This is a genomic window from Leptolyngbya sp. BL0902, assembly GCF_016403105.1.
In the GTDB taxonomy this organism is placed as follows: Bacteria; Cyanobacteriota; Cyanobacteriia; order Phormidesmidales; family Phormidesmidaceae; genus Nodosilinea.
The window spans coordinates 1,653,025-1,667,062 of the sequence record NZ_CP046155.1 but is presented as its reverse complement, the minus strand read 5'-3'; the positions used below and the strand labels follow the sequence as shown (position 1 = coordinate 1,667,062).

The window sequence follows — 14,038 nt, the reverse complement described above, 5'->3', positions numbered from 1 at the left end:
TACATCGGCGTCCGCAGTGTCCGCTGACGGCTGACGGCTCCCCACTCTCGTGTTTTCTAAACCCTGATCCGACTCTGAACCCCTAGCGGATGGCCCCTAGGGTATTTTTCCAGCTCAGTTCTTTACCCAGCACTTGCAGCGCCTTTTCCTCCACCTCGCTGAAGAGGTGGCTGTCTACCAGGTCGGTCAACACTTGTAGGGCGAGCTGGGCGGCAAACAATCCGCCGGATCGCAGCAAATGGCTGTAGTAGCTGAACTGGGATTTCCCCTCGCCGTTGCGGTGAAACTGGTAGATTTCCTCGTCGGTCATTTTGTAGACGGCGGTGTTGGCGGGGACGACTACGCGGGGGATGCCGTGGATGCCGTAGCGGCCTTGATCTCCTTCGGCAAAGCTGCCCACCAAGACGATGCCCAGCAGGGTGCGGGTTTCCTGTACCAGGTCGGGGGTGAAGAGGGGGTCGGGTTCGCTAGACAGCCGGGGGCCGTTGTTGAGAAACAAGGGGTTGAACAGTTGGGAGTTGTAAACCAATCCCACGGCCCAGTGGCGGCGGTCGTTGTCGAAGCTGACGAATTGACCAAAGCCACAATCCTCCGGGCTGGGCGGAGTAACGACATCCTGGGCATCGTCCACCTGCACCACATAGTCGCAGTGGGAGTTGGACTTCACCACCTTGCCAACGCGGCAGCGGGGGGGCTGGGAAAAGAGATCCATCGGCTGATTGACCATCGTTATTGCGGGGTTCAGCAAGGGGCTTAAGCCCCTTATTCCTAGGCGGACAGGTACTCCGCATCCACCACAAAACCGCTAGGGGTTATGGGGCTGCCTATGGAGATACTACTTGCCGCAATCCCGGTTTTCGATGGCTCCGTCGGGCATGGTGGTGTTGCAGAAGCGCACCATACTGCGGTTGACGCCGCGCAGGTTGGCCCCGGTCAGGTTGGCGTTTTCCATATTGGCGGATCCGAGGGTCACGCTCAGCATCACCGCATTGGAAAGGTTGGCCCCAGAGAGGTCAGCGTCCTCTAGGTTGGCCTGGGTCATTTCCGCACCGGAGAGATCGGCCCCGGCCAGGGTGGTTCGCAGCAGGTTGGCCCCGTTCATGCGGGCATTGGCAAGGTTGGCCCCGGTCAGGTTGGCAGCTTCTAGGTCGCTCAGCATCAGGTTAGCGTCGTGTAGATCGGTCTCCACCAGGTTGGCATCGACCAAGACGGCAATTTTGAGGTTGGCGCTGGCCAGATCCAGCCCGTGCAGGTCGGCTTCATTGAGGATGCAGACGGGGCATTCGTTGGTGTCGAGCAGTTTTTGGACATCCTCTGGAATCGCGGCAGCAGCAGGGCGAACCCCCACTCCCCACAGCAGGACAACCAGGCACAGGAGGGCGAAGAGACGTTTCATAACCGTTATCAATCGTTTAGGAATATGGCTATTGTCCCACCCAACGACCAGCCTGGAACGCCCTCATTGGGCTCATGCGTCCCTAGCCCCATTCTCCCGCTGACCAGAATTGATCGGCCTGGGGGTTGGGGCGGCAGGGGGGCCAGTAGGGCAACAGGCCACGCTGAAGGCTGTCGCTGGGGGGGATGGGCAAATCTTGGGCAATGCAGAGGGCCGTGAGGGCGTGGAAAAAACGAGGGCCGTGGCCTGTGCCCTGGGTGAGGGCGTGGGCCAGTTCGTGGACGACGAGGTGGGGCCAATCGTCCACCGCAATGCGGCTGGGATCGACAATTAGCGTGATGGGCTGGGTTTGCAGGTTACACAGGCCGTCAATGCCTACCCTCAGGGCCAGGGGAGCCGCCACCATTTGCACTAGGGGCCGCTCCTCTAGGCGCAGTCCGGCCAGCAGATCCATCAAAATCTGGTGCAGTTGCTGGTTGAGGGTGTGGATGTCTAAGCCTAGGGCTGTGAGCACCGCCAAGTGCTGTTCTGCTGCCACGGGGAGGGTAATCCAGTCGGATTGGGGGGAACGCTGGCGCACCCAGCGCAGGTAGGCATTGGCCCGCACCACAGGGTCAACGCCGGGTTCGGGTGCAGTGAGCCACGGGTGGGGAGTATCCCAGGCCGTCATCGAGGCATTCATCTAGGGCCGACTAAACCTGGCGATCAAAGACCCTGGGGGCGTAGGCGCTGCATCCATCGCACGGCCCCAGGGGGTTGATGGCGCAGCGCAAATAGGGCGAGCGAGCATTGAGATCGCAGGTAATATCGCCAACCATATAGCCCAGGCCATCGACGTAGTGCATGTCGTCATTGCCCTCCAGCATACGGGTGATGCTGGGCAGGGGAGACACCGCACCCCCGACGCCGTAGTCCTTAGCGGCCCGATCCTCGCGAATGCTGAGATAGGCTGAGATACAGGCCGGGGCAAGACCAACGATGAAAATGAGGGCAATAATGAGCATGAATAGGGGCGAAAAACTTGGCAGAATTATCCTACCTTGCTCCCCCGGTCTCCTCGCCTATCGCGGAGTAGATTGGTACGTTGCGTTGCGTTCCTTAGTGATCTGTAATGTAGAAGCCCGCTGTGGCTACCTACAGCGGGCATGATAAGTCGTGGTTCGGTGAAAAATAGTCCATGGTTAGGCCAGTAGAAACCATTCGTCGAGAAATTGATAGCCTCACGGCTACCACGGTCTCTCTGGCGGCAGAGTTCCGTCGTTTGTACGCCAGCTACCTCGACAACCTAGGCATAGCGGCGAAGCGGCAGGTGGTGATGGCCACCTACCACCTCTGTACCCAGGTCTACCCAGAAGCGTTTTTGGCCCTGTCCGTCTCCCAGCGAGAGGCCCTTCAGCGGGATATCCGCCGCCTGGGCAAGGCCGCTCAAACCCAGCTAGGACAGCTCCTAGAGGCCCCCGTCGGCACCTCAGTTCCCTCCGCTAATGAGCCAGGCAGGGTAATCCGCCCCAGCTTGCTGGGAGGATCAAATCTGGCGATCCGATTCTTGCCCGGTACGGCGGCAGACGATGTGCCGGATCGCCCAGGCTCCTCAGATGTAGCCGATGCCTTAGGGGCCTCAGATGCCTCAGATGCTTTGGGTGATTCAAGCGCCGCCAGCCCTCCATCGCCGGAGGGGCCGGGAGATCATAACGCCGATGCAGAAGCCCGCGATTCCAGCTATCTGGGGCAGGACGACGGGCAGGACGACGGGCAAGCCGAGGATTCGCAGGACGAGGATGACGACGTGCCGCTACCGTCCATCCTCAAGTCGATGGTGATGGCGGCATTGGCCGAAGAAATGGCCGAAACCTTTGGGGAATCGCTGTTTACCGGGGACAACATGACCCCAACCCGCCTCGCTAAGCAGCACATTTGGCTAGAGCAACACCTTCGCATCCTGCTTCAGCAAGTCTCGAAGCAGGTCAACCAACGGCTGCAAGAGGCGCAGATTATCCCAAATCTGCCGGAGGCTATCCTAGATGCCGCCTCGGAATCTGAGATGGGGCCAATGCGGGGACGGGCAGTACCCAACGTGCTCAGCGTGCTAGTGGCCATGGCCGGGACGATGGACGATGCCCTAGACGAAGAGCCCTCGGATCGCGACCGCCTAGACGATGACCCCGACGAGGACGACGACCCCGATGACGATCTTGACGAGGAGGACGATGATCCCAGGGATGGGCGCATGACCCACCTTGCCGCCGTTCACCTGCGGCTGGCGGATCTCGAGTTTGGCGATGTACAGTCCTCCATGGGGCGCAGCAAACTGCGGAAAGCCCTAGGGCACCTGCGCAAGCTGGGCAAGCAGTACCAAAAGGTGCAGCGGGAACTGGCCACCGCCGAGGCTGAACAAGCGTGGCGTGCTGTTTGGTATGACGAATCCTAAAATCGGTCGATCCCCCCGGCTAGACTCCAGTCGATCCGGTTCACTTTCGATAAACTAGGAAAGACATTGCGATACACCGTTTAAGGACGCAGGACATCATGGGCTTATTTGATCGGGTTAGCCGAGTGGTTCGCTCTAACCTCAACGCTGCCGTTAGTGCAGCGGAGGATCCTGAGAAAATCCTCGATCAGGCCATCGTTGACATGCAGGAAGACCTGGTGCAGATGCGTCAGGCCGTGGCCACCGCCATCGCCAGCCAAAAGCGCGTACAGCAGCAGTACGACAAGGCCAGCAGCGAAGCCAATACCTGGCAGCAGCGGGCTCAGTTGGCGCTGCAAAAGGGCGACGAAGAACTGGCTCGCCAAGCCCTCGTCCGCAAGAAAACCCAGGCCGAAACCGCCGCCGCCCTCAAGGCCCAACTCGATACCCAAAGCGTGACGGTCGATCAGCTCAAGCGCAACCTGATTGGCCTAGAGAGCAAGCTGGCCGAAGCCAAGACTAAGAAGGATATGCTCAAGGCCCGCGCCAGCGCCGCCAAGGCCACCGAACAACTGCAAAGCACCACCAGCAGCCTCAATACCAGCAGCGCCATGGCCGCCTTCGAGCGCATGGAGGAAAAAGTGCTGCAAATGGAGGCTAAATCCGAAGCCATCGCCGAACTGGCCGGGGCTGACCTGGAAAGCCAGTTTATGTCCCTCGAAGCTGGGGGCGACGTAGACTCGGAACTTGCTGCCATGAAAGCCCAGCTATCGGGCGGCACCGTCGATCAAGCTCAGCTCCCCGCCGGAGGCACCGCCGCCCCCAAGGATACCGCCGTAGACGCCGAACTGGAAGCCCTCCGCGCCCAGATCGACAATATCTAGGTCCCGCTACCCTCAGAGCCGATAGACGGCCCCACGCGCACTCCCCCCTAGGCCCTCCCCAAAGCTGGGAGAGGATCTAGGGGGAGTGCCATCTTTCCTTGACTCCAAGCCCAGGCGACGGCGGCAGGCAAGGGCCTAGGTCTCTGTCACCGCTTCATCGGCGGTGGCGGTGCGGTCTCGACCGTGGGCCTTGGCCCAGTAGAGGGCTTGATCGGCCCGTTGCAGCAGTTGATCTGGGTCTTGTCCGTGGCGAGGAAAGCAAGACACGCCCAGGGAAATCGTTAGGGGTTCGATGGGGGTGCCTTCGTGGGTGAGGGTGAGGTATTTGACGGCACGGCGGATCTTCTCGGCGCGGCTGATGGCCACATCCAACGCTGTGTCGAACAGGACCATGCAAAATTCCTCACCCCCGTAGCGGCATACGATATCCTGCGACCGCACATGGCCGCGCAGCAGCACACTAAGATCCTTGAGCACCTGATCGCCCACCAAATGGCCAAAGGTGTCGTTGATTACCTTGAAGTGGTCGATATCAATCAAAATCAGGCTAACCGACTGCTGACGGTTTCCGGTTTGACACAGGTTTTGCAGCACCGTTTCCATGGGCCGACGATTGAGCAACCCGGTCAATGGGTCGTGGGTGGCCTGGGATTGCAAATCCTCTAGCACCAGTAGCCGCTGCATGACGTAGAGCATATGCTCTGATAGTTTTTGGAGCAGCGTGTTTTGCAGGGGGCTGGGGCCGCTGTCTAGGTGGCTCACCTGAAGCAGACAGGTGGCCTGACTAGAGTGCCCCAAAACCGTACATACAACGCCGGGGCTGGGGGCTTCGCCAGGAACCGGGTGGCAGCGAGTGCAAAGGCCCAAGCGGGGAGAGGGGGCAGGATGATCCACCAGGGGGCACTGCTGCACCAGGGTTTTAAACCGCTGATCATGCCCCCAGTGGGCTAGCACCAAGGTTTGGGGAGGCACCCCCGAAATCAGCGTCAACTGTCCGGCCTGCTGCGGGAAAAACGGCGGCAAATACTCCCCCAAAAGCTGCCCTAGTTGCTCGTAGGAGAGGCAGGCTTGGAGTTGCGCCACCAGGTCTATCATGCTGGGCAACCGAGGATAGACCTGGTGGTCTCCCACCGGGCGCGGCGGGTTGATGGACACCACGCGGGAGAGAAAGTCCTGATTGGGCTGAACCAGATCGGCCAAATTATCAAAGTTTTCGGGATCGTCGGGATTCTCTAGGCTACTCAGTTGGGAGGGCAGGGGCGGCGGCACCAAGTCGGGCGGGAGCGGCACCGCCCGCAGACACATCAACAACTGCTGAGCCAGGTAGGCCAAGGTTTTCACCTGGGACACCGACAGCGACTCTGCCACAATGCCCGGAATATACAGGGTCAGGTAGTAGGAGGTGCGGGGGGGATGGATGCGGCCCATTAACGCCGCTTGGGCAGGGGCAGGGGGCTCTGTCTGGGAAGGCGCTGATGATGGGGTCGCCTCCTCAATGCGGTAGATCGTGCCGAGGGAGAGGGTTTCGGTGATGGGGGCAAGGTCGGGCTGGGGCTGTTGCAGCATTTGGCGCAGGGCCGCCTGGGTCATGGGGCCATAGCTCAAGGCTCCGGTGCTGTAGGGGCGCGATCCGACCTGCACCGTCAGCGCCACCTGGGGCACATCCAGGGTCAGTGCCGTCAGCTTAAGGAAGTTTCGCAGCGCTGGGTAGGCATCCCCCAGGGCAGCGGGTGGCGGTTTTGGCATGGCACAGGACAAGTCGGCAGGAGCGTTGGCAATGGGTTGAGTCTAGACCAATGTAGCCCAAGGGAACGACATATCAGGAGGATCAGGAAACCCTATAAATTAAGGATTCCCCATTTCGATGGATACTGACCTTTGCTATATCATGGCTAACGTCATCGAGTTCTGTGGCGGTACCTCTGTGGATTTCCCTTTGCCCCTAGCCCAGCGCATACAGCCCCTCCAAGCCAACGTGTTTGCCGACATGGATCGGGCCAAGGCCAAGGCCAAGGCCGCAGGACAGACGATTATCGACCTCTCTCTGGGTTCCTCAGATCTGCCCGTTGCCCCCCATATCCTAGCGCCCATCGCCACGGCCCTCGAAGACACCAGTACCCACGGCTACTGCCTCTTTTCCGGCACCCAGGCCTTTCGGGAAGCTGCCGCCCAGTGGTATACCCGCAAGTTTGGCGTCTCCGTAGACCCCGACACCGAAGTGCTGCTGCTGATTGGATCCCAGGAGGGTACAGCCCATCTGCCCCTGGCCGTGCTCAATCCTGGCGACTATGCCCTGCTGATGGATCCAGGCTACCCCTCCCATGCCGGGGGGGTCTACCTCGCCAGCGGCCACATCTATCCCATGCCCCTGCGGGAAGACAACCAGTTCCTCCCCCGCTTTGAAGACATTCCCCCAGCCATCCTTGCCCAATCCCGGCTGATGGTGCTCAGCTATCCCCACAACCCCACCGCCGCCACCGCTGATCTGGCCTTTTGGCAGCGGGCGGTGGCCTTCTGTCAGCAGCATCAGATTGTCCTCGCCCACGACTTTCCCTACGCCGATCTCACCTTCACCGGAAAGCCAGCGGTGTCTGTCCTCCAGGCCGACCGCGACAAAACCGTTTCCATCGAGTTTTTCTCCATGTCCAAGTCCTACGGCATGGGCGGTTTTCGGCTGGGCTACGCCATTGGCAACGCCCAACTCATCAATGCCCTGCGGCAGATCAAGGCCAACGTAGACTTTAACCAATATCCCGGCATTCAGCGCGGGGCCATTGCCGCCCTCTCCGGCCCCCAAGACACCGTGCAACACATGATCGATACCTTCCGCCAGCGGCGAGATGCCGCCATCGCCGCCCTCCACCGCCACGGATGGGAAGTCACCCCCCCGGAAGCCACTATGTACCTCTGGCTCAAGCTGCCCCACCCCTGGGCCGAGCGCTCCATAGATTTCTGCATCAAACTGGTGGAAGCCACGGGAGTAGCCCTAGCCCCTGGCGTCGGCTTTGGCCCAGCCGGAGAAGGCTATGTCCGCATTGCCCTCGTCCATCCCCCCGAAATATTGACCGACGCCATCGACCGGATAGTGAGCCTGGTATAGCCCCCTAGGGTGTGGGTACCTCCAGTTGCCGATGACTCAGTGGCCTGTCGCTCAGCGAGGATCGCCCCTCAAGCTTAAACCGTTCTTAGCCTAGGACTTTCGCATCGCAAATCTCTGTAAAGGGGCAGATGCCGCACCTCGCGGGAGCGGGGGTTGGGGCTACGTGGCCTTGAACGAGTTGGTCAATGAGGGCGTGGGCCTGGGGGGTGAGAGCATCGAGGGCCTCTGCATCAAAGGTGTGGAGGTGCTGGTGGCGCAGGTAGGCGAGGTGGGCGGTGGGTTTGTGGAGGGCTTGACTGTAGGCCCAAAGCTGAAACTGGTGATGCGTGGGGCTGATGGTTTGGTCGGTCTTGAAATCGAGGACAAAGTCTTCGCCGACCAAATCCACCACGCCGTTGAGGGTGAGGTGGCCCACGGTAAGGGAAACGGGGTATTCCCAGTGGGTGGCCCGGTCTCGGTGGGCGGCATAGACCGGGGATTCTCGGAACCCCTGGGCCAGGGTGAGGGCTGCTGCCACGGTGGCGAGGTCTAAATGGGGGGCGTAGGCGGCGAGGGCATTGACCTGATCGAGGCCCAGTTCCAGCGCTTTGTGGGTGAGTTTGCCGATTTCCATGCCTAGGTTTGGCCCCCCGTGGCCGCTGGTGTAGCCGGGGTGGCCATCTACATAGCGGAACTTGAACCGGAGCGGGCAGAGGGCATAGTCGCTGAGGGCAGTGACGGGCAGTTCGGCAAATCCGGCGGGGCTGGGGCAGGTGAGGATCTGATCGGCCAGGGTGGGCAGGGGCGGATCGACCGGGGCCACAGGTTTGGCCAAGGCGGGTGAAAAGGGGATGGGCAAGGGTTCAATCAGCCCCTCCAGACCGGGGCTTAATACGTCGAGACCACCGCCAGCGGGTTTGGCCGCCGTCAGGATGAGGCGATCCCTAGCCCGCGTGAGGGCAACATAGAGCACCCGTTTGTCTTCCTCATGTTCTTCCTGCTTTTTGCGCTGCTCCAGTAGGGTATAGAGGGCCGACCTATGCCGTGCGCCCTCTTCATCCTCTAGCTTCAGGGCAATGCCTAGTTCAGGGTCGAAGCGCACCAGGGGATAATCGGGACGAGACTGGCGGGTGAGGTCGGGGACGATCACCACGGGCCACTCCAGCCCCTTGGAGGCGTGGATGGTCATCAGGCTGACGGCATTACCTCCGGCTAGGGCGGGGCGGGGCACCTTCACTTCAGCGGTCTGCAATCGCTGGAGACGACGCACCACGGCCAAGACATCAAAGCTGCCCGATTCTAGGGAACGCACCAGTTCGCCAAACCCTTGCCAGTCGGCCAAACGACGGTCGGCACCGGGCAGGTTGGCGCTCACGGCGGTATACCCCGTGAGGCGGTCGCCCAGTTGCAGCAGTCGGGTGGGGGCTTCGGTGCGGCGGGCGATGAGCAGTTCACCGAGGATGTCTCTGGCGCGGCTCAAGGCCGGATCGGCGCTGGTTCGCAGATGTTTCCACCAGCCCGTTTTGGCGGGTAAGGCCTGGGCGAAGGTGTAGAGTGTGGTGTCGCTGAGGGCAAAGAAGGGGCTACGCAGCACCGCCGCCAGGGCCAAACTGTCTGTGGGGTCGGCCAAAAATCGTAAAAGCGCAGCGGCATCCTTGGCCTCGCGGGTATCGAGGAGGTTGCCACCCCCGGCCTGCAAAATGGGAATATCGCGGGCGGCGATGGCGTTGCCGTACAGCTCCAGCGGCCCCCAGGTGCGCGACAAAATGGCGATATCCTGGGGCCGAATTTCCCGCAGTTGCCCGCTGGGTTTGTCGTGGACGAGCCGCTTGGCTGACAGCATTTCCTCCACCAAATCGGCAATTTTCTGGGCTTCCACTCGGCGGCAGGCATCGGTGTTGGTGTCGATGCTTTTATCGTCCTTATACTCATCGTCCACCAGCACCGTGTAGAGCTGAATCTTGGGAGTGGGTTCTAGGGCTTCCTGACGGTGGGCCTCAAGGGGTTGGTGCAAATCCTTTAGCACCGGATCAAACACCTGATTGAGTTGGGCGATCAACGCCTGATGGGTACGAAAACTGAGGTTGAGTTCAACGGGGTCATTGTTAGGATGAATGCGCTGCTTCCACTGTTCAAATACCCGCACATCGGCCCGTCTAAAGCCATAGATAGATTGTTTGATATCGCCAACAATGGTAATAGTGGCCTGGGCAGTGAGGGTTTCCAAAAATTGACCTTGAATGGGGTTGGTGTCTTGAAATTCATCAATTAAAAATACCTTCCAGCGTTGGGCGTAGTAGTGCTGCACGGCTGGATTTTCTAGGGCTTTTAGGGCGTGAACTTCTAGGTCGTTGAAATCTAAAACCCGCTGCTGATATTTGGCCTGGTGCAGAAAATCGCGCACCCAGGCAAAAGCCCCCCGCAGGTTGGGCAGTAGGGCATCGGTCTGGTCGTCGTAATCGTTGGATGTTAGGGTGAGCAATCCAGCTTTGATCGCCTCTCGTCCCAGATCGCGTAGGGTGGAAATTGCTTTTTTGACCGTAGCTAAGATCTCTTTATCACCCCAGTTCTTCTGGCTACCGCCTTTGATTGTTAAGCCATCAAGGATCGCCAGAGCCTGATCCGTATAGCCTTCTTCTAAGAACGTGATGGCTCCTAGGGCGGCGAGGCGATGCTCCTCTAATTTGTCGCCCGGTGCGCTGTGGGATTGCAGAATATGTTTACTGCGTAGCCAGTCTGGATTCGCCAAAAATTCCTCTAGCGCCTGAAGTTGAATCCGTTCCACCCAGGGGAGCCAATCATCGCGGCCTTTTTCTAAGGCTTGGGCGGCGGTGAGGGGGTCGGATAGCAAGCTCCAGAGCACGTCGCGCATGAGCGAGTAGGGAATGCCCAGATAGAAGTGGCTGGGCAGTTGGGCGAGGGCATCGGCAAAGACATCGGCCTGCCAAATGGGGCTTTCTAGCTCGTCCTGCACGGTAAAGTCTGGGGGCACGTTGGCGATGGCGGCGTGTTCGCGGCAAATGCGGGCGGCGAGGGCGTGGAAGGTGCTGATTTGGGCGGCTTCTAGCTCAGCTAACCCATCGGGACGATCCCCCATCGAGTCGGCCAGGGTGGCGCGGATGCGGGATCGCAGTTCGGCGGCGGCTTTTTCGGTAAAGGTGACGGCCACAATTTGCAGGGGCGAAAATCCCTTCTCCAAAAAGTATCGGTAGCGTTCGGAGAGCATGTGGGTTTTGCCCGTACCTGCCCCAGCGGTGACGGCCACGCTCTGAGCATGATAGGCGGCTTTTTCCTGTTGCTTAGTCAATCCCATGGGTCGTCTCCTTTCGGCTGAGGCGGTCGCCCTGGCGGCAGAGGGCATCAAAATCGCAGTAGGTACAGGCTTTGCGGTCGATGTCGGGCTGTACCGGATAGTGGCCCGCCGCTAAATGGGCTTTGCAACGGTCGATGGCGGCGGTTAAATCTCCCGGAGATTCCTTAGAAGAAAGGGCCATTTTCTGTCGGCCCCGAATGGAGTAGTAGTAGGCATCGGCGATGTTTTCACCGGGAAAAAGGGCTGGCCCAGCGGCCTCTTGGTAGAGCGGCAATTGTAGATCAATACAGGATTTGCCGTTGTGGTTTTTGATGCCCGTGGGGCGACTTTTTCCGGTTTTATAATCGATTAGCACCAGGCCATTATCCGTGCGATCAATGCGGTCGATGCGGCCCCGCACTTTCAGGCCGTGCCATTCGCCTTCAAAGTCTTGCTCTAGCCGCACAGGACTTGTGCCAGGGGGCAAAAAGCTGGGGTCTTGCAAGGCCAGGGCGAGGACACGGAGGTGTTCTTCTCGGCGTAGCGTCCAGGCGGGTAGGTTGGGGGGGAGAATGTCGCGTTCGGCCTGGGCAAAGGCGGCGTTTAAGAGACTTGAAAAACGCTCTGGATCGGCTAAAGTTTGATCGAAATCTTCGCCCCCCTCGGCCAGCACCAGTTCTAGGACGCGATGGTAAAGCTGGCCGATTTGGCTGGGGTTGAGGTCGTCGCTGATGTCCTCCGGTGGCCCTAGTTTCAGCAATTTGTTAGCAAACCACTTGAAGGGACACTGCCCCAAATTTTGCAACTGCGACACGCTAAAGGGCCAATCGGCCTGGTTGAAAGGAATCCCAATCACCCCGTCATACTCGTTGGCGGGATGGTGGCTCTCGCGGCTTTGCTCGACGGTGTAGGCATGGATGGCGGCGGTCAGCACCGGATTGTCGGCCTCCATCCCTTGAAGATCAGCCGTTTGAGGGGAACCCGTTGGGAGATCGCTGGCTTGGAGATGATGGCGCAGGATGGCGCGGCGGTGTTCTTCGGGGCTGGCGATGGCCGAGGCGGGTGGTTCACTGAGGGTTAGCCCCAAGGGTTTTAGGTAAGGGCTGGGCAAGCGTTCCTTACGTCCCTCTAGCTGGGCATAGGAGAAAACCACGGAATTCGTCACCGTTTGCAGCAAAAAGTAGGTATCCAGCACCTCCCGTCGGGCCATTTCGGCGGCACTGGGCAGCACCATCCCCTGCTGACGAAGCTGCTGCCGTTCAAAGAAATCCAGCAAGGGGTCGTTGCTGATGGGGGCGGGTAGGATGCCCTCGGCCATGCCCACTACAAACAAATGAGCATACCTGGCCCCCACCACCGAACGGGGACTGTGCAGTTCCACCCCACCCCGACCGGGCTGGGCGGGTACGGTCAAGCGGTCGAGCAAGTCCTGTAATTCTTGGCGAAACTCGCCCCAGGTCAGCACCTCCGTTTCCGGTTTCGCCAGTTCCCCCAGGGCGTTGTTGACGGTATTAAAGGCCAAACTTTCCCTGGCCCAGCGGGCACAGCGGCGGCGTAGGTCAAACCTGCCGAGAATCCTTTGCCACAGGGCCACCCAGTCCTCGCGGCTATGGGATTGGCGGATTTGCGCTAGAAGGTCGAGGTTTAACTCAAGCTGCTCTTGGGCGAGTTTTTCCCAGGCGGCAAAACCCTGGGGATGTTGGCGACGGGCCGCCGCCCAAAAATCGCGATCTGGGTTGCTGGCGAGGGGATGGCTGAGCAGACGGGCCGTTCCCTCAAAGGGAAATTTGGCCTCGATCACCTCCACCAACAGCGCCAGCCAAGCCCCCAAACGGGTGGTGAGCAGCGGCGTTTGGTACAGCGCCCGCAGGGGAACGCCATATTCCCAGGCAATGTCGATGAGCTTAGGGCCATAGGCCATTTCATCCCTGGCGATGATGGCGATGTCGCGGGCTGGGGTGCCGTTGTTGAGGAGCGCTTTGACCTGCGCCAAGGTTCCCCGCACCTCCGCTTCCAAGGTGCTGTAGGCGTAGGCCATCACGGAAGGTTGCGCGGATTGAAGGGTGGCCTCGCCATCGTTCCCCACTTGATGGGATCTAATTTCATCATTAGGAACCAGGTTGTTGACCCCGCAGAACCTTTGGCTGAGCCATTCCCCCAGGGCGATGGTGTCAGCGTTGCGGACGGCTTGAGCCGCGATACCGTTCTCTGGGCCAGCGTCCTGAGCCCCCGCTTCACCCACGACCTGCCAGCCCTGGGCGACCAGCCAATCCACGGCGGCTTGGCTATCGGCAAACAGCGGCGAATCGGCAACGGGCAGAACCAGCACACTATCTTCAGCAGCCAGAGCATTGATCCAGGCCAGTTCGTCGGGGCGGGGCTGGAAGTAGCCGTAAATCAGCACTTTCTGAGGAGAAACCTTGCTCTGGGCAGCGTGCCAGTAGAGGTCTGAACCATCAATCAGCCCTCGCTCACCTAGCGTTTGTTGATAGACCTTGGCTACCTCAAAAAGCTGGGCCGTTTGGGCTGAGGGTGGCGTCGCTTCGTCCAGAGTGGGACTACTTTTTAGCAGCGATTTCACCCCTGGCCACCAAGCTCTGGCGGTGCCGAGGGCGTCTACGGGCTGGGCCACCTCCTGCACCACCTGGCGAAACAGCCGTTGGGCGGTGAGGTCTGGGGCAATGGTCTTTCCTGCCGATTCAATGGCCTTACGGGCTGAGCGGTACAAATCCTGGGGCCGTGCCTGCAATGCCCGCGCCGCTAACCGCGATGGAGTCACGATTGCATCGCCAGCACGTCCAGACCATTCCAGGGCGACACCATAGCTCTGGTGGGCTGTTATCACAAATCTTGCCATCCCCGTTTCTCCATCGTTCTGCTGGGCTTTAGAGAGAGCAGTATCCATGGCGCTGAGGGCGTCGTTGCGCCGCTGCCTGAATCCCGCCACCCATTGAAGCAACCCCTAGGTAGAGCGGTTGGG

Annotated in this window: 10 protein-coding genes; 3 read left to right on the top strand and 7 right to left on the bottom strand. The window is 60.1% G+C overall.

Annotation, left to right across the window (positions count from 1 at the left end; translation table 11 throughout):
• Positions 1-82 precede the first annotated feature (82 nt).
• The 4 genes from GFS31_RS07535 to GFS31_RS07520 form a co-directional block, all read right to left on the bottom strand.
• Positions 83-727, bottom strand: coding sequence for a hypothetical protein (locus tag GFS31_RS07535; protein WP_225907612.1), 645 nt, complete (start codon positions 725-727; stop codon positions 83-85).
• A 108-nt stretch (positions 728-835) separates the two neighbouring features.
• Complete coding sequence (locus GFS31_RS07530; protein WP_198807576.1) at positions 836-1,396, bottom strand: pentapeptide repeat-containing protein; 561 nt, start codon at positions 1,394-1,396, stop codon at positions 836-838.
• 82 nt (positions 1,397-1,478) lie between these two features.
• Positions 1,479-2,066, bottom strand: coding sequence for a hypothetical protein (locus GFS31_RS07525; protein ID WP_198807575.1), 588 nt, complete (start codon positions 2,064-2,066; stop codon positions 1,479-1,481).
• 22 nt (positions 2,067-2,088) lie between these two features.
• Positions 2,089-2,400, bottom strand: a complete 312-nt coding sequence (locus GFS31_RS07520) for a DUF6464 family protein (RefSeq protein ID WP_198807574.1) — start codon at positions 2,398-2,400, stop codon at positions 2,089-2,091.
• A 173-nt stretch (positions 2,401-2,573) separates the two neighbouring features.
• Between GFS31_RS07520 and GFS31_RS07515 the strand changes: the two genes are divergently transcribed.
• The gene (locus GFS31_RS07515; protein WP_198807573.1) at positions 2,574-3,824 is read left to right on the top strand and encodes a hypothetical protein; all 1,251 of its coding nucleotides are present in this window, start codon (positions 2,574-2,576) and stop codon (positions 3,822-3,824) included.
• Between the two features lie 98 nt (positions 3,825-3,922).
• On the top strand, positions 3,923-4,687 hold the full coding sequence (locus tag GFS31_RS07510) for a PspA/IM30 family protein (protein WP_198807572.1): 765 nt from the start codon (positions 3,923-3,925) through the stop codon (positions 4,685-4,687).
• Between the two features lie 135 nt (positions 4,688-4,822).
• On the opposite strand, the gene GFS31_RS07505 is transcribed toward GFS31_RS07510, so the two are convergent.
• The gene (locus GFS31_RS07505) at positions 4,823-6,433 is read right to left on the bottom strand and encodes a GGDEF domain-containing protein (protein WP_198807571.1); all 1,611 of its coding nucleotides are present in this window, start codon (positions 6,431-6,433) and stop codon (positions 4,823-4,825) included.
• Positions 6,434-6,551: 118 nt separating this feature from the next.
• On the opposite strand from GFS31_RS07505, the gene GFS31_RS07500 reads away from it, so the two are divergent.
• The gene (locus GFS31_RS07500; RefSeq protein WP_317135087.1) at positions 6,552-7,787 is read left to right on the top strand and encodes an LL-diaminopimelate aminotransferase; all 1,236 of its coding nucleotides are present in this window, start codon (positions 6,552-6,554) and stop codon (positions 7,785-7,787) included.
• Positions 7,788-7,872: 85 nt separating this feature from the next.
• Here GFS31_RS07500 and GFS31_RS07495 read toward each other — a convergent pair whose 3' ends face one another.
• On the bottom strand, positions 7,873-11,079 hold the full coding sequence (locus tag GFS31_RS07495; protein ID WP_198807570.1) for a UvrD-helicase domain-containing protein: 3,207 nt from the start codon (positions 11,077-11,079) through the stop codon (positions 7,873-7,875).
• Positions 11,066-13,963: a PD-(D/E)XK nuclease family protein gene (locus tag GFS31_RS07490; protein WP_198807569.1), complete on the bottom strand. Its 2,898-nt coding sequence runs from the start codon at positions 13,961-13,963 to the stop codon at positions 11,066-11,068. Before GFS31_RS07490 ends, GFS31_RS07495 begins: the two co-directional genes overlap by 14 nt.
• Positions 13,964-14,038 lie beyond the last annotated feature (75 nt).